At 56.4% G+C, this 19,777-nt stretch carries 19 protein-coding genes; 10 read left to right on the top strand and 9 right to left on the bottom strand.

Annotated features, from left to right (window positions below; genetic code table 11):
• Window positions 1-28: 28 nt before the first annotated feature.
• Window positions 29-928 (bottom strand): LysR family transcriptional regulator, encoded by a 900-nt coding sequence (locus F3I20_RS11780; RefSeq protein WP_150037606.1) that lies wholly within the window; start codon window positions 926-928, stop codon window positions 29-31.
• 115 nt (window positions 929-1,043) lie between these two features.
• Between F3I20_RS11780 and F3I20_RS11775 the strand changes: the two genes are divergently transcribed.
• The gene (locus tag F3I20_RS11775; RefSeq protein WP_150015868.1) at window positions 1,044-1,802 is read left to right on the top strand and encodes an SDR family NAD(P)-dependent oxidoreductase; all 759 of its coding nucleotides are present in this window, start codon (window positions 1,044-1,046) and stop codon (window positions 1,800-1,802) included.
• A 44-nt stretch (window positions 1,803-1,846) separates the two neighbouring features.
• On the opposite strand, the gene F3I20_RS11770 is transcribed toward F3I20_RS11775, so the two are convergent.
• Window positions 1,847-2,692 (bottom strand): PhzF family phenazine biosynthesis protein, encoded by an 846-nt coding sequence (locus F3I20_RS11770; RefSeq protein ID WP_150015869.1) that lies wholly within the window; start codon window positions 2,690-2,692, stop codon window positions 1,847-1,849.
• Window positions 2,693-2,798: 106 nt separating this feature from the next.
• Between F3I20_RS11770 and F3I20_RS11765 the strand changes: the two genes are divergently transcribed.
• Complete coding sequence (locus tag F3I20_RS11765; protein WP_033734411.1) at window positions 2,799-3,422, top strand: glutathione S-transferase family protein; 624 nt, start codon at window positions 2,799-2,801, stop codon at window positions 3,420-3,422.
• On the opposite strand, the gene F3I20_RS11760 is transcribed toward F3I20_RS11765, so the two are convergent.
• Entirely contained in the window at window positions 3,389-4,876 is a 1,488-nt protein-coding gene (locus tag F3I20_RS11760) for an aminotransferase-like domain-containing protein (RefSeq protein WP_150037605.1), read from the bottom strand. The two genes, F3I20_RS11765 and F3I20_RS11760, sit on opposite strands and share 34 nt — an antisense overlap.
• A 134-nt stretch (window positions 4,877-5,010) precedes the next feature.
• On the opposite strand from F3I20_RS11760, the gene F3I20_RS11755 reads away from it, so the two are divergent.
• Window positions 5,011-5,598, top strand: coding sequence for a LysE family translocator (locus tag F3I20_RS11755; RefSeq protein WP_150037604.1), 588 nt, complete (start codon window positions 5,011-5,013; stop codon window positions 5,596-5,598).
• Here the strand turns inward: F3I20_RS11755 and F3I20_RS11750 are convergent.
• The 3 genes from F3I20_RS11750 to F3I20_RS11740 form a co-directional block, all read right to left on the bottom strand.
• A complete protein-coding gene (locus F3I20_RS11750; RefSeq protein WP_150037603.1) occupies window positions 5,595-7,979 on the bottom strand; it encodes a phosphoketolase family protein in 2,385 nt (794 codons plus the stop codon). The genes F3I20_RS11755 and F3I20_RS11750 overlap by 4 nt on opposite strands.
• 126 nt (window positions 7,980-8,105) lie before the next feature.
• Complete coding sequence (gene mqo / locus F3I20_RS11745; RefSeq protein WP_150037602.1) at window positions 8,106-9,722, bottom strand: malate dehydrogenase (quinone); 1,617 nt, start codon at window positions 9,720-9,722, stop codon at window positions 8,106-8,108.
• Between the two features lie 510 nt (window positions 9,723-10,232).
• Window positions 10,233-10,688: a carboxymuconolactone decarboxylase family protein gene (locus tag F3I20_RS11740; RefSeq protein WP_150011371.1), complete on the bottom strand. Its 456-nt coding sequence runs from the start codon at window positions 10,686-10,688 to the stop codon at window positions 10,233-10,235.
• 59 nt (window positions 10,689-10,747) lie between these two features.
• Between F3I20_RS11740 and pdxR the strand changes: the two genes are divergently transcribed.
• A complete protein-coding gene (gene pdxR, locus F3I20_RS11735; RefSeq protein WP_150037601.1) occupies window positions 10,748-12,184 on the top strand; it encodes a MocR-like pyridoxine biosynthesis transcription factor PdxR in 1,437 nt (478 codons plus the stop codon).
• Here the strand turns inward: pdxR and F3I20_RS11730 are convergent.
• Window positions 12,174-12,416: a DUF1158 domain-containing protein gene (locus F3I20_RS11730; protein WP_150011367.1), complete on the bottom strand. Its 243-nt coding sequence runs from the start codon at window positions 12,414-12,416 to the stop codon at window positions 12,174-12,176. The genes pdxR and F3I20_RS11730 overlap by 11 nt on opposite strands.
• Window positions 12,417-12,732: 316 nt before the next feature.
• Between F3I20_RS11730 and mntP the strand changes: the two genes are divergently transcribed.
• The 4 genes from mntP (at window position 12,733) to F3I20_RS11710 (ending at window position 14,621) form a co-directional block, all read left to right on the top strand.
• Window positions 12,733-13,308 (top strand): manganese efflux pump MntP, encoded by a 576-nt coding sequence (gene mntP, locus F3I20_RS11725; RefSeq protein ID WP_150011365.1) that lies wholly within the window; start codon window positions 12,733-12,735, stop codon window positions 13,306-13,308.
• Window positions 13,309-13,425: 117 nt separating this feature from the next.
• Window positions 13,426-13,503, top strand: coding sequence for a stress response protein AzuC (azuC, locus tag F3I20_RS24420; protein ID WP_123809971.1), 78 nt, complete (start codon window positions 13,426-13,428; stop codon window positions 13,501-13,503).
• Window positions 13,504-13,747: 244 nt separating this feature from the next.
• Window positions 13,748-13,993, top strand: coding sequence for a DUF2625 family protein (locus F3I20_RS11715; protein WP_369414036.1), 246 nt, complete (start codon window positions 13,748-13,750; stop codon window positions 13,991-13,993).
• A 313-nt stretch (window positions 13,994-14,306) separates the two neighbouring features.
• Window positions 14,307-14,621: a hypothetical protein gene (locus tag F3I20_RS11710; RefSeq protein WP_150037600.1), complete on the top strand. Its 315-nt coding sequence runs from the start codon at window positions 14,307-14,309 to the stop codon at window positions 14,619-14,621.
• Here F3I20_RS11710 and F3I20_RS11705 read toward each other — a convergent pair.
• Window positions 14,609-15,373 (bottom strand): DUF4225 domain-containing protein, encoded by a 765-nt coding sequence (locus F3I20_RS11705; protein WP_369414035.1) that lies wholly within the window; start codon window positions 15,371-15,373, stop codon window positions 14,609-14,611. The two genes, F3I20_RS11710 and F3I20_RS11705, sit on opposite strands and share 13 nt — an antisense overlap.
• 603 nt (window positions 15,374-15,976) lie before the next feature.
• Here F3I20_RS11705 and F3I20_RS11700 point away from each other — a divergent pair.
• Window positions 15,977-16,888, top strand: a complete 912-nt coding sequence (locus tag F3I20_RS11700; protein WP_150011361.1) for an alpha/beta fold hydrolase — start codon at window positions 15,977-15,979, stop codon at window positions 16,886-16,888.
• Window positions 16,881-18,272: a hypothetical protein gene (locus tag F3I20_RS11695; RefSeq protein ID WP_150037599.1), complete on the top strand. Its 1,392-nt coding sequence runs from the start codon at window positions 16,881-16,883 to the stop codon at window positions 18,270-18,272. The genes F3I20_RS11700 and F3I20_RS11695 overlap by 8 nt, the downstream gene beginning before the upstream one ends.
• Before the next feature lie 16 nt (window positions 18,273-18,288).
• Here F3I20_RS11695 and F3I20_RS11690 read toward each other — a convergent pair whose 3' ends face one another.
• The gene (locus F3I20_RS11690; RefSeq protein ID WP_150037598.1) at window positions 18,289-19,641 is read right to left on the bottom strand and encodes an MFS transporter; all 1,353 of its coding nucleotides are present in this window, start codon (window positions 19,639-19,641) and stop codon (window positions 18,289-18,291) included.
• Window positions 19,642-19,777 lie beyond the last annotated feature (136 nt).

Raw genomic sequence — 19,777 nt, 5'->3', positions numbered from 1 at the left:
TTTATCATTAAAATCAAATTATAGCCGCTCAGGTGACGTACTCCTGTAACACCTGACTCAGCCACTCCATAAATACCCTTACGCGACGTGCCACATTGCGCCGGTGCGGATAGAGCAGATGGATCGGCATCGGTCTGGCGGGAAAGCGATGCAGCACTTCCACCAGCTCGCCCCTTTCCAGTAATGTCTGAATCCCGGCGGCGGGTACCTGAATAATCCCCAGTCCCGCCAGGCAGGCGGCGCGGTAGGTCTCCGTACTGTTCACCGTCACCACACCGCCGGTATGAACGTAATGGCACTGCCTGCCATCAAAATATTCAAAACCCGGTGAGGCCTGGCCGAGCTGCTGGCTGTAATGCACCATCGCATGCTGCGACAGCTCTTCCAGCCGGACTGGCATGCCGAAACGCGAAAGGTAGCCGGGGCTGGCGCAGTTGATCAAGGTATGAGTACCAATTTTTCGTGCGATCAGTCCTGAATCCTTCAGCTCACCGACCCGGATGACACAGTCAAAGCCTTCCCGGATCACATCCACCTGACGGTCGCAGCTGCTCAGCTCAATTTCCACGCCCGGGTAGTGTTGCAGAAATTCCGGCAGCCTTGGCAGGATAAAACCGGTGGCCATCGCCACTGACATGTCGACCCGGAGTTTACCGCTGAGCGAGGCGGGTTCATGCTGAAACAGGCTGTCCATATCGTCAATCATCGACAACAGATCCAGGCAGCGGTCGTAATAGACCAGACCATCCTGGGTTAGTTGCACCCGGCGCGTGGTGCGATGCAGCAAACGTGTTGCCATTTGATTCTCCAGCGCCTGAATCTGTCGCGATATGCTGCCTTTGGGTACGCCTAAACTCTCTGCCGCGCGGGTAAAACTGCCCATTTCGGCCACCCGCACAAACACCTGCATTGCGTGAATTTTGTCCATGTTGTTCACCGATTGTTGTTTTTATTGAAACAGTGATGCGTATTTAACCCTGTTTATAGATCAATAATTCGCGAATATCCTTTAACCGTGTTCAATTTTTCAACAGGTGTGTGAGATGAATCAGAAAGTGGCGTTAATTACCGGTGCAAATCGCGGTTTAGGTCGCAACGGAGCCTTAAAACTGGCTGCCAGAGGCACAGATATTATTCTGACTTACCGCAGCCATGCCGATGAGGCGCAGGCGGTTGTAAAGGAAATTGAAGCACTGGGACGACGTGCCGTGGCGCTGGCGCTGGATGTTGGCCAAACCAGCCAGTTTGATCGCTTTGCCGGTGAGGTGAAAGAGGTTCTGCAACAGCAGTGGCAGCGTGAACGCTTTGACTATTTAGTGAACAACGCCGGTCACGGACACTACAAGCCGTTTACCGAGACCACCGAGGCGGAATTTGATGCACTGGTGAATGTGCATTTCAAAGGGCCTTACTTCCTGACCCAGAAGCTGCTGCCGCTGATTAACGACGGGGGGCGCATCCTGAATATCTCCAGCGGTCTGACCCGTCTGGTCTATCCTGGCTCCGCGACCTATGCGTCGATGAAAGGGGCGATGGAAGTCCTGACGCGCTATCAGGCGAAAGAGCTGGGTGAACGCCGCATTCGCGTCAATATTCTGGCACCTGGCGCGATAGAGACTGACTTTGGCGGAGGACGTGTGCGTGATACCCGTGAGCTTAACGACCAGATTGCTGGTCTGACGGCGCTGGGGCGGGTCGGACTGCCGGATGATATCGGCGACGCTATCAGCGCGATCCTGAGTGACGAAACGGGCTGGATCACCGCGCAGCGCATTGAAGCGTCAGGCGGGCAGGGAATTTAACCGCGGGCGGCGTCAGGGTAAATACCCGCTGACGCCGCCGATGTTTACAGCGTAATAGTGCCGTCGATGACGGTCACGGTAGTGCCGCCAATCCAGATGGTCTCACCGGCAAAGGTCACACTCACCCTTCCCGCGCGCTGCAGGGCCGTGCCCTGGCGAACGCGATAGGGGATGGTTTGCCCCGCCGCCGCAAAGTAACGCGCCAGGCAGGCGTTGGCGCTGCCGGTCACCGGATCTTCGGTCAGGCTGCCATTCTCTACCAGCAGACCGCGCACTTCATACTGTTCAGGCTCGTCAGCAGGCAGACGACCAAAGGGCATGATGCCCGAGACACCCGCATGCTGAATCAGACGCTGCAATTCACTGACATCGGGCTGCAGCGCCAGTACCGCTTCGGCGCTGACCATCGGTATGAGCAGCCAGCGGATCCCCATGTCCACTACCGTCGGGCTTTGCGTCAGATCGAACGCATTGCTGTTTAAGGCGTTACTCATTCGCGCATCCTGCCAGGGCATCAGCGTGGCAGCTGGCGCGGCAAATGCCAGGCCAGCGTCATCTATCTTCACCGTCACGTTACCGACGCCGCACTCCTGCACGATTTCACCCGGCGTACGGACTGGCCAGCCCGCCTCCAGCAATGCGTGGGCGGTGCCCAGCGTCGGATGACCGGCAAACGGCAGTTCCCCTTCAACGGTAAAAATACGCACCCGATAGTCCGCCTCTCTATGCTGAGGCGGCAGGACAAAGGTGGTTTCCGACAGGTTTGTCCAGCGGGCAATCGCCGCCAGCTGGCTGTCGCTTAACCCCTGAGCATCCATAATCACCGCCAGCGGATTGCCGTTAAAGGCTGATGAGGTAAACACATCGACTTGCTTAAACGCGACCTTCATTGTGACTCCTTGCTCTGGGTTCAGTGTGGCCTTTTCTCTGCCGGATGATTGCTTATAACAGCTAACAGCGTTATCAATAAGTTAAAGAATTTACCGGAGACTGTGAATGCTGACGATCCTGGGACGCGCCTCCTCAATCAACGTGCGCAAAGTATTATGGCTGTGTGACGAGCTGGACCTTGATTACCAGCGCGAAGAGTGGGGTGACGGCTTCCGTTCAACGCACCTGCCCGAATTCATGGCACTCAACCCGAATGCGATGGTGCCGGTGCTTAAAGATGATGACTTTGTAATGTGGGAATCCAACGCCATTCTGCGCTATCTGGCGAACGCCTATGGCGGTGAATGGCTTTATCCTCTGCATCCGCAGACGCGTGCGCCTGTCGATCAGTGGATGGACTGGCAATCCACCGAACTCAACACCTCATGGCGCTACGCCTTTATGTCGCTGGTGCGAAATTCACCGGCCCATCAGGACCCGCGACTGCTGGCCGCAGCCAGCAAAGGCTGGGCGCACACTATGAGCATTCTCAATCAGCAGCTGGAAAAAACCGGCCGCTACGTCGCCGGACGCAATTTTACCCTGGCAGACATTCCGATTGGCCTGGCGGTAAACCGCTGGTTTGAAACGCCGCTCGATCATCCCGACTATCCGGCGGTGCGCACCTATTATGAGCGTCTGACTGAACGTCGCGGCTACACCGTCTGGGGCCGCAACGGCACACCCTGAGCTTCGCCGCACGGCACGCCTGCCAGTTCACAGGCGATTTCACCTGCGCGTTGAATCGCCCGGGTGTAGCGCGCATCAAACGGATAGCAGCAGGAGAGACGCAGCGCATGGTTGTAGCGCTCACTCAGCGAATAGAGCGCGCCAGGCGTGACGCAAATCTGTTCCTGCAGCAGTCTGTCAAACATCTCGGTGGTATTTACGCTGCCTGGTAACTCGACCCAGAAAACAAACCCGCCGCGCGGCAGCGTGGCGCGGGTTCCCACCGGGAAGTGACGGGCGATCAGACCGCGCGCCTCATCCAGATTGGCCGCGTAGCGACGGCGCAGCGTGCGCAGATGGTGGTCGTAACCGCCGGACGCAAGAAACTCCGCCAGCGTTTCCGAGAGCAGGGCGGATTCGGCCATCGACGATACTGCTTTCAGTCGGGCAATCGCATCATGAAAACGACCTGCGGCGGTCCAGCCAAGTCGGAAATCGGGTGCCACGGTTTTGGTAAAGCTGGTGCAGTAAATCACCCAGCCATCGCGATCAAAGGCTTTCACGGCGGGCGAGAGCGGCCAGTCGAACTGCAGTTCGTCATATAGCCCGTCTTCAATCAGCGGAACGTGGTAAGTATTCACTAACTTCGCCAGCCGCTTCTTATTCTCCAGCGACATCCCGCAGCCCAGCGGGTTCTGCACGCTGGGCATCGCAATCAGTGCCTTAATACGCTGTTCCTGAAGCAGCATCTCCAGCGCATCCAGCGACAGGCCATGCTGCGGATCGGTAGGGATTTCCAGCGCCTTCAGGCCCAGCGACGCCAGCAGGGGGAAGAGGAAGAAGTAGGTCGGTGACTCCAGCCCAACGCAGTCGCCGGGCTGTGTCACCGCCCGCAGCGCCAGCTGAAGTGCTTCCATACAGCCGTGGGTCAGGGTGATCTCATCGGCGGTGAGCGTTTGCCCGGCGTGCAGCGCCCGTCGCGCAATCTCCTCCCGTAAGCGCTCACTACCGGGCGGAAGTGCATAGCGCCCGATGATGTTGGAATGGCGGCGCAGCAGTGAGGCGGTAATCCGGGCGATGCGCGCCGCCGGAAACAGCTCGCTGTCCTGCGGGCAGGCCAGGGAAATATTGGTGTAGTCGGGATGATTCTGCGCTGCAAACACCTTATCGATCAGGTCGAGCTTACCGCTGCTGGGGTCGCGTACCCGGGCTTTATGCTGACCGTGACGGGTGACGGCAGGCAACACGCCGCGCACGTAGTAGCCCGACTGCGGACGCGCCTCTATCAGCCCGCGATCTTCCAGCATCTGCCAGGCATTCAGCACCGTATTGACGCTGACATGGTGTGACTGCGCGACGCGACGGATCGCCGGCAGGCGTTTACCCGGTTTCAGCGTGCCCTGATGGATGGCCTCAGCGAAACTGTCTGCAAGCTGCTGATAGAGCGGCTGATCGGAAGTGGGAGCAAGGGACACAGAAGCCTCCGACGTGGATGGATACAATTGCTGTTAATGGGAACTGTAACCATAACAATAGTTATTTTGTGTCACTGTTACCATCCCTTTCTCCGCCGTAGCATAGAACGCTGTCCACTTTCAGGAGAGCCACGATGCTCGATCCCTCTTTCTTCAGTTACGTTACCGTGATGTCGATTACGCCAGGCCCGAACAACCTGTTGCTGGCGACATCCGGGGTCAATTTTGGCATGCGGCGGACCCTGCCGATGGTGTTTGGCATTCTGGTGGGCTGCGCGTTACAGACAGTGATTGCCGGGATGGCGCTGGAAGTGTTGCTGCACTGGATGGCGGCGATTCGCCTGCCGCTGACGCTGGCAGGCTGTACCTATCTGATATGGTTATCCTGGAAAATTTTTCGCGCCGGTGCGCCTGAAGCGCGAACCCGACCACAGCCAATGACGCTGGTGGGCGGTGCCTGCTTCCAGGCCATCAACCCCAAAGCCTGGCTGATGGCCACCAACGTCGCGCTGCTCTACACCGGCAGCAGCGGCGTGCTGACAGTGATGATCGGCTTTATGCTGCTCAATCTGCCCTGCATCCTGATCTGGGCTGCACTGGGCGATCGCCTGCGCAGCCATCTGCAGATTGCCTGGAAGCGTCGGCTGTTTAACAGCCTGATGGCGCTGTCGCTGGTGGCGACGACCGTCTGGATGCTGACCGACGCGCTGCTGGCCGCTTAATCGGGTGCACCGGGTGCGGTGGCGGACGGCCATTTCCAGTTCTGCACCTCCGGCAAATCTTCGCCATGTTCACGGACATAGCGATGATGCTCCGCCAGACGCTGCTGTAACTCCTCCAGCAGCTCGGGATGGGCGTCAGCCAGGCCCGGCACCCGCAGAATCGCCTCCTGCGCCAGATGATAGCGGTCAAGCTCGTTCAGCACCGTCATATCAAAAGGTGTGGTGGTGGTTCCCTCTTCATTGAAGCCGCGCACATGGAAATTGCGGTGATTGGTACGTGCATAGGTCAGGCGATGTATCAGCGCCGGATAGCCGTGGAAGGCAAAAATCACCGGCTTATCCTGGGTAAACAACGTGTCAAAGTCTGCATCAGATTTGCCATGCGGATGCTTATCCTGCGGCTGCAGGGCCAGTAAGTCGACCACGTTCACCACCCGGATGCGCAGTTCAGGCAGCATCTCGCGCAGCAGATCCACCGCTGCCATTGTCTCCATGGTCGGCACATCACCGGCACAGGCCATCACCACATCCGGCTGTTCATTCTCCGGTGTAGTACCCGCCCAGCGCCACTCGCCCATCCCTGCTTCGCAATGCGTCACGGCGCTGGCCATATCCAGCCACTGGGGCGCTGGCTGTTTGCCCGCGACAATCACATTGATGCGGTTCCAGGTGCGCAGGCAGTGATCGCCCACCCACAACAACGTATTGGCATCGGGCGGCAGATAGATGCGCACGATATCCGCTTTCTTGTTGGCAACGTGATCCATAAAGCCCGGATCCTGATGGCTGTAGCCGTTGTGGTCCTGTCGCCAGACGTGGGAAGAGAGCAGATAATTCAGCGATGAAATCGGCTTACGCCAGCCCAGCTTACGCGACACTTTCAGCCACTTCGCGTGCTGGTTAAACATCGAATCGACAATGTGGATAAAGGCTTCATAGCAGTTGAACAGCCCGTGGCGGCCGGTCAGCAGATAACCTTCCAGCCAGCCCTGACACTGATGCTCACTGAGGATTTCCATCACCCTGCCATCCCGCGCCAGCTGCTCATCGTAAGGCTCGGTTCGTTCCAGCCAGGTGCGGCTGGTCACGTCGAACACCGGCGTCAGGCGGTTAGAGGCGGTTTCATCCGGGCCAAACAGGCGGAAATTATCGCGGTTACTCTGGAACAGCACGCTGAGATAGCGGCCCAGATGCTCCGTGGCCTGCGCCATCTCTGTACCTGGTTCGCTGACCTTGCAGGCAAATTCCGCCAGCGCAGGCGTATCCAGCTCGCGGCGCAGCAGGCCGCCATTGGCATAGGGTGACGCACCCATGCGTTTATCGCCTTCCGGTGCCAGCGCCTGCAGTTCCGGTTTTAAGCGACCCTGTTCATCAAACAGGTCGTCGGGCTGGTAGCTGCGCATCCACGTCTCAAGGATCTGGCGATGACCGTCATCTTCACGACAGGCCGCCACCGGCACCTGATGCGCCCGCCAGAAATCTTCCACCTTCTTACCGTCGACCGTTTTGGGGCCGGTCCAGCCTTTGGGGCTGCGCAGAATGATCATCGGCCAGCGGGGCACGTCGGTGCTGGCGTTGCCTGTGCGCGCGTCACGCTGGTAAGTGGTGATTTTAGTGAAGGCGTTATCCAGCGCTTCTGCCATTAACGGATGCATTTTTTCCGGCTCATGTCCGCTGACAAATATCGGCTCATAGCCGTAGCCGCTGAACAACTGGTGGAGATCCTCATCGCTGCTGCGACCCAGCAGCGTAGGGTTGGCAATCTTATAACCGTTAAGATGCAGAATCGGCAGCACCGCGCCGTCACGTTCAGGATTGAGGAATTTGATGCCGTGCCAGCTGGAGGCCAGCGGACCGGTCTCGGCTTCGCCGTCGCCAATCACGCACGGCACCACCAGCTCGGGATTATCGAACGCTGCACCAAAGGCATGGGAGAGCGAATAGCCCAGCTCACCGCCTTCATTAATCGAGCCCGGGGTTTCCGGCGCGGCGTGGCTGGGAATGCCGCCCGGAAACGAGAATTGCTTAAACAGGCGCTGCATGCCCGCCGCATCCTGAGAGATGTGCGGATAAATCTCGCTGTAGCTGCCCTCCAGCCAGGTATTCGCCACCATGCCGGGTCCCCCATGTCCTGGCCCGCAGATGTAGATCATATTCAGGTTCTGTTTACGGATAACACGGTTGAGATGGGCATAGATAAAATTCAGCCCTGGCGTGGTGCCCCAGTGGCCCAGCAGACGAGGTTTAATGTGCTCGGGCTTGAGCGGTTCGCGTAACAGCGGGTTATCCATCAGGTAAATTTGTCCGACGGAGAGGTAGTTTGCCGCCCGCCAGTAGCGGTCGAGCAGCGTGAATTCCGGTAAAGCAGGGGAGTAAGACATGCAGTTTCCTCCTGATCGTGCAGCTAAAAGATGCCTTAACCCTAATAGAGAATCCGCAGTACGACCAGGCAACCAGCCAATAAAAAAGGCCCCGCAGTACGGAGCCTCTTTATCAATGGCGCTGAATCACTTACCGACGACGAATGCGGTTTCCCGTCCTTCATCGTTGGCCGCCATCGGGGTGACCGGCGAGTAATCGAGATGCAGAATGCGGCTGGTTTCAGCTAACACTTTCTCTGTCAGCGCCACGTCGCCGTTCAGTTTGCGACCCCAGGAAGGGATCACCGCACGGATTTTGTTCTGCCATTCCGGCGAAGCCATCTGCTCAGGACAGACTTTGTGCAGCAGCTCCAGCATGATCGGTGCCGCGGTAGATGCGCCTGGCGAGGCACCCAGCAGCGCTGAAATCGTGCCATCCTGTGAAGCGACCACTTCGGTGCCCAGACGCAATACCGCGCCCTCTTTCTCATCTTTCTTGATGATCTGCACACGCTGACCGGCAGTGACTAAGCGCCAGTCTTCCTGCTTCGCCTGCGGCACATAGGCGCGCAGGGCGTCCATCCGGTCGCGATCGCTTTGCAGTACCTGATCCATCAGGTATTTCACCAGGTCAAAACTTTTCAGTCCCACCTTCACCATCGGCAGCATATTGCTGCTGTTCAGCGAGGTGAACATATCCATCAGCGAACCCTGCTTCAGGAACTTAGTCGAGAAGGTGGCGAACGGGCCAAACAGCAATACCTGCTTGCCATCCAGTACGCGGGTGTCGACGTGCGGCACAGACATCGGCGGCGCACCGACGCTGGCTTTACCGTAGACCTTCGCCATGTGCTGCGCGACGACCTGCGGATTTTCTGTGACCAGGAATGAACCGCCCACCGGGAATCCGGCGTAGCCGTTGGCTTCCGGGATACCAGCTTTCTGCAACAGCGGTAACGCCGCGCCACCCGCACCGATAAAGATTTTGCCTGCCGTCAGTGTGCGACGCGTGCCGCTGTTCAGACACTGCAGGGTGACCTGCCAGCGACCATCAGCGAGCTGCTTCAGCTCGCGCACTTCCTGGCGCAGACGTAGCTGGAAATTCGATTTCTTCTGTAACGCGGCGATCAGCTGACGGGTAATTTCACCGAAGTTCACATCGGTGCCCATCTCCGTCCAGGTCGCGGCCACCTTCTGGCTGCGGTCACGGCCATTCATCACTAGCGGGATCCAGCGAGCAATCTGCTGCGGATCTTCCGAGTAAGCCATGCCACGAAACAGAGTGCTCTTCTGCAGCGCACTGAAGCGCTTGCGCAGGAACTCGACATTGTCGTCACCCCAGACAAAGCTCATGTGTGGCGTGCTGTGAATAAAGCTTTCAGGGTTGCGCAGGTTGCCTTTCTGGACCTGATAAGCCCAGAACTGGCGTGAAATCTGGAACGATTCATTAATCGTTACCGCTTTGGAGATGTCGATGCTGCCATCCGCCTGCTGAGGCGTATAGTTCAGCTCCGCCAGCGCCGCATGACCGGTGCCCGCATTATTCCAGCCGTTGGATGACTCTTCGGCCACGCTATCGAGCCGCTCCACCATCTCGATGGACCAGTCCGGCTCTAAGTCCTGCAGCCATGCACCGAGGGTAGCGCTCATCACACCTGCGCCAATCAGCAGCAGGTCAACGTCTTTACGCTCCTGCGCGGTAGTAGTGGTGTCCTTTGCCATGGCACTCATCGCGAGCGCAAGGTTTACAGCTGAATTGCACATGAGGCGACATCTCCTCTTCTGTTGACCTGAAGCCCAACAGTTTCGCAGGCGAAATAGTCACGCTTCTTTCGAGCGCGTTGCGCTATTTCTCAAAGGTTAAGTCTCAGGTATAGGGTTAAGCGGTGATAACGCGTTAACTGAACGTTATGCTTAGTCATCCGAATATAACATTCTCGCATCTGAATTAAACATTTGTTTATTTTTTAAATGCAGAAATGATTCAGCATAAGAATTAATCATCACGGAGAGTGGCGTATTAGCGGTTTTTTAGAGAGAAGTCAGTGAGTTAACCTAAAATGTATGTTGCGAAAAAGCCCCATGCTGGTGCAGGGTCGGAAAGGATATGAACAGTGCGGAATTATTTAATTAGCTGAAATTTAGCGATTTATTATGCAGGAAGGAATAACAGGAATCGGGTCAGGAGGGCCTGAAAAGCTGCTCGTGTAAAAATAATGTTACATTTTTGTGAGTCCGAAAATGCGTGCACGCCGGTGCACGCATCGGATTCACTTATGACTGATTTGCACTGGCAGGCAGCTTTTTCAGACTTACCGCCATGCGGTTATAGGTGTTCATCAGGCCAATTGCGATGTTCAGATCGACAATCTCTTTCTCGCTAAACTGCGCTTTTAATGTGTCATAGCAGGCATCCGGCGCGCCCTGTTGAGCAATCAGCGTCAGGCATTCAGCCCAGTGCAGGGCCGCCTTCTCTTTATCACTGAACAGCGTGCCGGATTCGTGCCAGACCTGGGTCAATACGATCTTATCCCAGCCCATACCCGATTTATTCAGCGCTTTGGTATGTAAATCAATGCAGTAAGCGCAGCCGTTAATCTGCGATATGCGCAGGAACAGCAGTTCCAGTAAAGTGAGCGGCAGATCGGTTTGCGCCAGATAACTGTATACGCCGCCCAGCGCTTTCATGCCTGCCGGTGCTGCACTGTGGAAATCGATACGTTCGCTCATCTTGTTGCCTCATTCAGGGTTAATGAGGCGATTTTCGGCCTTTCAATGGAGCAGATAAAGTGCCAAAAAATGAGAGTCTGACTGGTCCATCGCCGCTTTCCACGGTGACACTCCAGCGCGGTACGTCACGCGGCCTCAGCGAACAGCTACGCCAGTTGATTGAACAGGCGATTGGGGAAGGGCGCTTACAGCCCGGTGCGCGTCTGCCCTCCTGTCGCGATCTGGCGGCGCAGCTCGGCGTGGCGCGCGGCACGGTACGAGCCAGCTATGACATGCTGGTCGATGGTCAGTTTCTGCAGGCCAGAGGCGCGGCGGGCACCTTCGTCAGCGCACTACCGCCCTTGAAATCGGCCATCGCCAGTGCGGAACGCCAGCTGCTGGCGGGCATAGAGGAGGCTGAAGTGCCTCCGCTGACCTTTCAGATGGGCATTCCGGCCAGTGATGCGTTCCCGATTAAAGTCTGGCTGCGCATTCTGCAGCGTCAGACGCGCATGCAGGTCAGCAGACCAGCCTGTTATCCCGATCCGCGCGGCAGCCTGGCGCTGCGTCAGGCGCTGGTAGCCTATCTGTCGGTGGCTCGCGGTCTGCGCTGTCAGGCGGACCAGATCATTATTACCAGCGGCTATGCGGGCGCGATGGGTCTGATTGGCCTGGCGATGGATTTTCAGGGCAAAACGGCCTGGCTGGAAGATCCCGGATTCTGGGTGGCGCGTCGCGCGGTTGACGCGCTGCGCGTTACGCCCGTTGCCGTGCCGGTTGATGCTGAAGGGTTACAGGTGGAGGCCGGTATTGCCCGCGCGCCGGATGCCGCTTTCGCGCTGGTCACGCCGGGACAGCAGGCGCCGCCTGGCATGACCATGAGCCTGGCGCGCCGCCATGCATTGCTGAGCTGGGCCAGTCGCGAGCAGCGCTGGATTATCGAAGATGACTATCTCGGCGAGCTTCAGCCCGGTCATCGTGCGGCTCCGGCACTGGCCGCGCTCGACAGCGAGGGACGCGTGTTGCACATAGGTACCTTCAGTAAGACGCTGACGCCGCAACTGCGGCTTGGTTTTATTGTGGTTCCGACGGCGCTGACGGCCCGCTTCGGCGAGGTGTGTGCACTACTTGCGCCAGCCTCTTCGGGATTGCTGCACAATGCGGTAGCGGAGTTTCTGCGGGAAGGTCACTTTATGCGGCATCTGCGGCGCATGAAGCGCCTTTATCAGGAGCGGTTGGAGCAGATGATCGCGGCGCTCCATCCTCACTTCCCCGACCTGCAACGCGCCGGGCTGGCGGTGATTGTCCGCTTACCCGCCGTTACGCCGGATGAGATGATTGCGCAGCAGGCAGCAAAGTGGGGCATGGCACCGTCGCCGCTGTCGATCTGGTATCAGCAGGCCGAGCAGTGCGGTGCGGGCCTGGTACTGGGTGCGGCACATCTGCCGCGTGAAGGTTATGCGCGTAGCGCCGAACGGCTAAAAGCGCTGGTCGATGCGCAGGCGGTCAGCTCCTGAACCAGCGACGCCAGACAAAGCGGATCACAAAAAACTCCAGTGCGCCGAGCACTAAAAACCAGGCGCAAAACACCACCGTGTAGAGCTGATTCAGATCCTGTAAATGGAACATCTGCAACAGATGCTGCGCCACCGTCACGCTAAAAGCGGGCGCGGGCAGCAGCAGCGCCGAAAGAAAGCCCAGCAGCAAAATGCCACCCGGCACGATCAACGTCTCATAAGGGTTATTCATAACCGGTTTCCCAAATTCATCAGCCCGGCATTTTCCGGTAATCGGCGACAGGGTTCAATGGCGGCGTGTGGTAATGCCTGCATCCGGGGCGTTGCACGGTTAAATAAATGGTCAGAAAATGCTTTGCTACCATCGACTTAGCGCCATTCATAGCGAATGATAAGAGTTATAGCCTTTGCTATACTTAAATCCCTGATTTTACTGTCTTTTTATCTTCAGGTTTGCGTGGTAGACTGCGCCCACTTTTTCATAACTGAACACTTTGTGTGGTGAATTTAGCGTGAATTGCCGCTTTTTCGCCCCAGGTGAATAAATCATGACCTTTATTGCCACTTTAATTCTTGCGCTGGGTATGTCGATGGACGCGTTTGCCGCTGCGCTGGGCAAAGGTGCCACACTGCATCGTCCTGGTTTTAAAGAAGCGCTGCGTACCGGTCTGATTTTTGGCTCTATTGAAGCGCTGACTCCACTGATTGGCTGGGCGCTTGGCCTGGCCGCCAGCCGTTACATCATGGCGTGGGATCACTGGGTTGCCTTCAGCCTGCTGGCGTTCCTGGGTGGCCGTATGATGATGGAAGGTTTCCGTAAGACAGCCGCCACCGAACCCTGCGAAGCCCCGCAAAGCCACGGCTTTATGGTACTGGCAACCACCGCCGTCGCGACCAGCCTGGATGCGCTGGCGGTCGGTGTCGGACTGGCTTTCCTGCAGGTGAACATCATCACCACCGCGCTGACCATTGGTGCTGCTACCACGGTAATGGCGACCACAGGCGTCTTAGTCGGGCGCTTTATTGGTCCGGTGCTGGGCAAGTGGGCGGAAGTGCTGGGCGGCGTCGTGTTAATCGCCGTTGGCTCTACCATTCTGTTGCAACATCTTGGCTACACCGCCTAGTGCTTTTGCACATAAAAGCGGCATTTTTGTGATCTGGTTCAAATTTATTTGCTGTTAAAACGCACAGGCGATATACTTTTTCAGTATATCTTCAACTAAATTTGAATCAGGTATTCTATGAAACGCATCATTAAACACGTGTTCCGCGCTTACGTTGAGACGTTCAAACACGTACCGCCGGGTGCCATGTACTAAGCACCCCGCAAGAAACCCTCGATAATCGCGGTCAGGGATCGACCTGTGATTATCACTTTTTGCTTTCGCTGAGTTAAACCTACGCTTTTTCACTTCCTGTGCGTCCGTTCTGCTACTGCCACTCTTGTCGTTTTCCCGCTATAAGCGCTTTCGGGCGATGAAATGACCCCTTTTTTGCCTCCGTGCATTATGGATTGGCAGTGATCTCATGTATGTCTGATTTTTGAGGCTCTTTTAGTGGCTAATGATGTTTATTGCAATCAACGGCAGTGAATTTGGTAAAGACCGTGCAGGCGTATATTATCTCGCACCGCATTCTTTCGAATGGGAGAGCATGGGTACTCACTATTCAGATTTTTTGCGCTGGGCTTTTAGCGGCAATTTGATTCTTTTCTGTCAAAAAGTACGATGGGATAACTGGCGAAATGAAATATCTTCCCTGAGTGGTCAATCGGTTTACTCTTTTTTAATCCATCATTCTGCCGAATAATAATCAGCTTTCAATCTGCCAGTGCAACAGAGACTAAACCCTTATCTTCAATAGCAACGCACTTTCCCTTTTTACTATTAGATGGGTGAGTGCGACATTACGAATCCTTCCGGCGGAGGCTGTTCTTGCTGACCTCATCAGATCTCATCAAATGAAACCCGATAACGCTTGCTGGGAAGTTCCGGGCTTGCAATAGAACCCTATGGAATAGAAAATCAAGGCTACACAAATGCACCCCGGCACAGTCAATGTCGCCCTTCTCTTAATAATCTGATATACAGAACCGTAACGCGTTAAAATTCTGGATAAAAATATGAAAGTTAGCGAAGACAACCTCTTGCGTTCAGGTTTCACGCCTCGTGAATTGGGTAAAATTAAGAGTAACACTCAGCGTTTTGGCGATACCCTGAATGAAGCCATTGGCGATCTTGCAAGGCGGTTTATCATCGCCACCGGTTGCATTAGCTTCTGTCTGGCCGTATTCGTGCTGCTGCTCGCCTTTGGCTCCTCAGAGTCAATTTTTTCCGGTGGTATAGGACTTGCGTGTGGGGCGGTGATTGCTGCATTTTTCCAGCCGCCGGTAATAGCTTACAAAGCATGGCGTTACACTCGATCTCAACGGGTTTGAGCGCTGCTCTCACGGTTGTTGATCAGTTCAAAGATGACTCTGCCCTTAATACCATAGTCAATGATCTTCATGGTCAGTTCCGTCCTGTTCATCGTTTCAACTTTACGGAAATAATCTGTAGGCAGCCACCGGAATAGTTTCCACGCCTCGGGCTTGCGCATGGCACCGGTAATGCCATACACGCTTGAGACCAGCGTTGCGGCCTTATAAGTCGCCAGGCCCGTTTCAGGAGTAAAACCCATAAATTTTGCCGCTTCCATAGAGCTATCAGCAAAAATTCCTTCTGAATGTGCACTATCACCATAACGCAGATGGCTGGCTTCCCTGGTAATGCCATTGATGCCATCAACAAATAGCGTAGCACCAGCTAACATGCCGACTGGATTCATTGACGCTACCATACCTACCCCACCAACAATCGTCAGGCCAGACAACACGATGTTTACCACTGAAATGACATATCCGACAATTTTGTTATTCTCTCGAATAAATTCCACTTTGACATACAGCCTGGCAACCTCTGTACGGAGAAGACGATCCTGCTCGTGAAGGCTTTCAGTTTCGGCTCGCAGCGTATTGATGCAGACCATACACTCTTCGTCTGTTCTGGCCCGGCGGGCCACAGCAAACTCGTCTTCAATAACTTTTTTAATTTCCTCAACGAATTGAATGCGTGAAAGCCCGTGATTCAGATGAAATGAAGCAACACGATTCGCTACATTTACAAGTTTACGAGCCTCAAGATTAACCATCGTTTCTGCCCATGCCTGGTTTCGTCCACCTGAGCGCATCATTCACAGCAGAGCTGCATCCATTTTCATCTCTCCGTGCTGGTGTTGATTCATACAGGAACCCGATCCTGTAGTTCAGCTTATTCGCTGAAGATGCTTCTATTAACTGAATAGGTAATGTATCGGTCTTTTTCCAATGAAATTTTCCAGTTGTCCAGCGGGGTAAGCAAGTTCAACATATACTTTAAGTAATGTTTCTTTAATCACGCCAAATTTAGCAGTTAAATAATGGCGCTTCTCTGTTTGCCACACTCTTTTTAACCGGTTGGCCCAACAAAGTAATTCGTCTAAAAAATTCTATTTAGTTAACTTTAATGAAGGGGTAATGATGTGTAAACAGTTTTACTCATTCGGCAGAATAGTAAACTACTTTGAGATAGAAATTCAGGCACTTTAAGCGGCGTTGTAAGCAGGCCAGTAATGTTTTGAGAGAGTTCCCCCTGTGTTTGTTACGTAGCGAAATTCGGAATGCCGTACTTACCTCCCACCCCAACCCACCATTAACCCGCCGCCAACCCGATCCCGTCCTACACTAAATTATTCTCCCCAAATCAGGAGCAGCGGATGATCCAGAAGCATCAACGAAAACAGGCAGCGATTGTGGCAGGCGTGGGATTAGGTGTGGCAGCTACGCTTTGGGGTATGAAACGCTGGCAACAGCTGAAGCAGACACCGCCAGTGTCGTCGCGCAGTCATCACGCCGGGCTGGCGGGTTACTTTCAGCAGGTGGGCGACTGGCGCATGTTTACCCGCGTCACGCCTAATGAAGATCGGGGACTGCCGGTGGTGCTGGTTCACGGTCTGGTGATGTCGGGCCGGGCGATGGAGCCGCTGGCGCTGGCGCTGGGTCGCGACTATCACGTACTGGTGCCGGATTTGCCGGGGTTTGGGGCCAGTGCGCTGCCTGCTTCTGCGCCGATTATGTCCGTGGATGAGCAGGCTGACGCGCTCTGGCTCTGGCTACAGCACAACGGGTTTGAGCGTGCCATCTGGGTCGGGAACTCGTTTGGGTGTCAGATTCTGGCGGCACTGGCGGTGAAATATCCGCAGGCGGTGGCGGGGCTGGTGTTGCAGGGGCCGACGGTTGATCGTCATGCCCGCAGCCTGCCGCGTCAGCTGTGGCGCAGCTGGCGTAATGGCCGCCTGGAAACGCGCCGTCCGCCGGGGCCGCTGGCCCGTATCGATTACGCTAAAGCGGGGCTATGGCGCGCCTTTGGCACGATGCGCGCCATGATGCGCGATCGCATAGAACATCGTCTGACTTACATCACTGCGCCGACGCTGCTGCTGCGCGGCTCGCGCGATCCCATCTGTCGGGCGCGCTGGCTGGATGAGCTTGCTGCCCTGATGCCGCACAGCGAACGCCTGACGCTGCGAGACGGCACCCATACGCTGCACTACGTCTATCCGTGGAGTTTCTGCAACGCCATTCGCCCGTTTCTGGCGCGTATTCAGCAGGAGAATGAGCATGAGTAAACCGCCCAAGGGCATCGCCCGTTTTGACTCGGCCGCCGCCATGCTGCTGGCGCTGGCGAATGCGCTCCACGATCGACCTTTTGCCAGCCCAAGCCAGTCACCGACGCTCGACCGGCTGCTACCCTCCTTGAACCGTCTGCCGACCGGGCTGCGCGAGTGGGGCTATGCGCTGGGCGGCATGGCCGAAGGCATCAGCCTGCGTCAGGCGGGCGAGCTGGATGTGGAAGGCATCGCAGAATGGATGGTCAGCGAGTACCCGCAGCAGGATTATCCGGCGGCGTTTATCGGCTCGTCGAACGGTGCGCTGGTGCATCTGGCGTCGGCGATGGGCGTGCCCTGGCTGCCGCAGACCTTTCTCTGTCCGGTGCGGGCGACCAACAGCGATCCTGATGATGCGATGGCGAGCTTTGAGCAGGGTAAAGAGATAGCCGCTGCACTGCTGGCCGCCTGGCCGCGGCTGGCGGTACACCATATGCATGACCCGAATCAGGATCGCTTGATGCTCGACCAGATGCGCTATTTCCGGTTAAAACTGCGCGAACTGCCGCTGGCTTTTAATGAGTTTCTGATGGGGAGCCTGCCCGCGGGTTCAACGCTGTTTATCAACCACTGCACCCGCCAGTGGCCGGTGACACGCACCAGCGATCGCTCGTTCTTTCAGTTTGGCGCGCTCGGTGGCGCAACCGAAAAAGAGTATTTGCAGGGCGGCCCGCGGGTAGCGGAATATCTGGCGCGTTACGGCATTGACCGCGAGCGCTGGACGCCGCCTGACATCACCGACCACGTACCGGAAGCGGAGTGGGGCCTGGATGGTTATCTGATTTCCCCACTGAAAAAACTGGCGGCAGCGCAGAACTGGAAACTGATGGAGATTCGTTACGAAGACCCGGAAGCGATGAGTTATGTGGTGGCGGAGATTTATCGCGACTGGTATCTGGCGGCGGGTATTTTACCGACCCGGCTGACAGTGGACAGTTTCCTGCTGATGGATCCCTGGTGTACGCAGCAGCAGCAGGCGATTCCGTTCTGGCTGGTATTCTGTACCGAACCGTCCGCAGCGGCGCTGCAACGCTTCCTGGAAAAACAGCCGCCGTTCCGCAACATCGACATGATGCTCTTTTCTCACGGTACTGAAAGCATCGGGCTGGCGGATATTGATCGCTGGCAGGCACTGTTGTCCCATGCGCGTGACGAGGGGGCATTGATTGGGGTGGATGAAGAACGGTTCCCGCGTGATTTCGCAACGTTTGCCCGCTTCGACTCGGCGCTGCGTGAACGGGCACCGCTGTTGCCACCACCGCCTCCTCTGAGTACAGAGAAGGTAATGGCCGGGATTAAACGTTACGGTGCGAAATATGGCGTCACCCTGACGGCGCTGACGTAGCCGCCGTCAGCGGTAATTATTCGCCGTCGGTAATCGGCTGGCGCACCAGCAGCAGGTAGGCGAGTGCGCCAGCCAGCGTCACACAGGCGCAAATCATCAGCGCCAGGCTGAACGATTTGGTGGTGTCGAGCACCCAGCCGGTGATGACGGGCGCGAACGAGGCGAAGATAAAGCTGGCGAAGTTCTGAATGCTGCCGACCGAGGCGGTCATGCGGGCGGTGACGTTGGCGTGGATCAGTCCCCAGCACGACGTTCCGGCAAAGTGGATGCAGAACAGCGCCATCCCGATCAGCGTCACGGCGCTGGTGGTATCGGTCGCGCGGGTCACTACCGCAGTAAACCCGGCGGACAGCAGCATCCCGCTGACGATGCAGACTTTACGGGTTTTCACTGCGTTAAAGCCACGACGCACCAGTGAATCAACCACATAGCCATTCAGCAGCATGCCCGCCGCCCCAAACAGGAACGGAATCGCCGCCAGCAGGCCGGTACTTTTCAAATCGAGATGATAGGTCGACTGCAGATAGCCCGGCAGCCAGGCGATGTAGAGCCACGCAGTGTAGTTGATGCCGCTGAAGCCAATCATCATGCCCCACATGGTGCGCTGCTTAAACAGGCCGCGCCACTCTTTGAAGCTGATCGGCTCTTTACGCGCCGCCACGCTGCCCGCCTGCAGATAGTGGATCTCTTCGGCGCTCAGGGTGTTGTTGTCGCGGTCGCGGTAGATCATATACCAGCCGATCGCGAGGAACATGCCGAGGATACCGATGGTGACAAACATGCCGCGCCAGTCCATCACCAGCATCATCGCCGCCAGAATGGGCGGTGCTACGGACAGTCCAATCATCGACGCCGCATTGAACATCCCCATCGGCATGCCGCGATCTTTAATGTTGAACCAGTCGTTGATGACTTTCACGCCGCACGGGTTCATCGGCGCTTCACCAATGCCGAGGCCGATACGCACCAGCACGAACTGGGTGAAGTTATGCACCAGACCAGAAGCCGCCTGGAACAGCGACCAGATAAACATGCCGATACCGAGCATAATGCGCGGCCCTTTACGATCCAGCAGCGCACCGCACGGCAGCTGCGCCAGGCCATACGCCAGTGAAAAAGCAGAGAGCAGGAGGCCGATTTCAGTGGCGCTCAGCCCCATCTCCTCGCGGATGGTCATATTCGCCACCGACAGCGAGCTGCGATCCAGATAGTTGATGATGGCGGCGAACAGCAGCAGCAACATCGCCGTGATCTGCACTTTGCGGATGCGCGGTGAACGCACCACGTCGCTGCGCATCGGCACGAAATCCTGGCCTGGTGGCGTGTCGCCGGTCACGCTGTCGCGGCCGGTTACTGAACTCTTTTCCATTGCACTCTCCCGAAACTGGGTACTTATCGTTATGGTGAGAAGGGGTCTGCGCGCAGCGGCAAAAGGCCGCCGTGACGTTGCAGTCGAGACTACGAGCAAAGGGTTAAGGATGTTGCAAAGATGTTTCTGAATCGTG

It is taken from the genome of Candidatus Pantoea gossypiicola (assembly GCF_008632075.1).
Taxonomy (GTDB): Bacteria; Pseudomonadota; Gammaproteobacteria; order Enterobacterales; family Enterobacteriaceae; genus Pantoea; species Pantoea gossypiicola.
Note: the sequence above shows the minus strand (reverse complement) of the source record. Positions and strands in the feature narration are given on the sequence as shown.

Coding starts and splice junctions, on each gene's coding strand:
- mqo (WP_150037602.1), bottom strand. CDS start 9,722: ATGTGCAATTCAGCTGTAAACCTTGCGCTCGCGATGAGTGCCATGGCA.
- mntP (WP_150011365.1), top strand. CDS start 12,733: ATGACCTTTATTGCCACTTTAATTCTTGCGCTGGGTATGTCGATGGAC.
- F3I20_RS11780 (WP_150037606.1), bottom strand. CDS start 928: ATGGACAAAATTCACGCAATGCAGGTGTTTGTGCGGGTGGCCGAAATG.
- F3I20_RS11775 (WP_150015868.1), top strand. CDS start 1,044: ATGAATCAGAAAGTGGCGTTAATTACCGGTGCAAATCGCGGTTTAGGT.
- F3I20_RS11765 (WP_033734411.1), top strand. CDS start 2,799: ATGCTGACGATCCTGGGACGCGCCTCCTCAATCAACGTGCGCAAAGTA.
- F3I20_RS11740 (WP_150011371.1), bottom strand. CDS start 10,688: ATGAGCGAACGTATCGATTTCCACAGTGCAGCACCGGCAGGCATGAAA.
- F3I20_RS11700 (WP_150011361.1), top strand. CDS start 15,977: ATGATCCAGAAGCATCAACGAAAACAGGCAGCGATTGTGGCAGGCGTG.
- F3I20_RS11755 (WP_150037604.1), top strand. CDS start 5,011: ATGCTCGATCCCTCTTTCTTCAGTTACGTTACCGTGATGTCGATTACG.
- F3I20_RS11695 (WP_150037599.1), top strand. CDS start 16,881: ATGAGTAAACCGCCCAAGGGCATCGCCCGTTTTGACTCGGCCGCCGCC.
- F3I20_RS11710 (WP_150037600.1), top strand. CDS start 14,307: ATGAAAGTTAGCGAAGACAACCTCTTGCGTTCAGGTTTCACGCCTCGT.
- F3I20_RS11770 (WP_150015869.1), bottom strand. CDS start 2,692: ATGAAGGTCGCGTTTAAGCAAGTCGATGTGTTTACCTCATCAGCCTTT.
- F3I20_RS11690 (WP_150037598.1), bottom strand. CDS start 19,641: ATGGAAAAGAGTTCAGTAACCGGCCGCGACAGCGTGACCGGCGACACG.
- F3I20_RS11750 (WP_150037603.1), bottom strand. CDS start 7,979: ATGTCTTACTCCCCTGCTTTACCGGAATTCACGCTGCTCGACCGCTAC.
- F3I20_RS11715 (WP_369414036.1), top strand. CDS start 13,748: ATGATGTTTATTGCAATCAACGGCAGTGAATTTGGTAAAGACCGTGCA.
- azuC (WP_123809971.1), top strand. CDS start 13,426: ATGAAACGCATCATTAAACACGTGTTCCGCGCTTACGTTGAGACGTTC.
- F3I20_RS11730 (WP_150011367.1), bottom strand. CDS start 12,416: ATGAATAACCCTTATGAGACGTTGATCGTGCCGGGTGGCATTTTGCTG.
- F3I20_RS11705 (WP_369414035.1), bottom strand. CDS start 15,373: ATGGTTAATCTTGAGGCTCGTAAACTTGTAAATGTAGCGAATCGTGTT.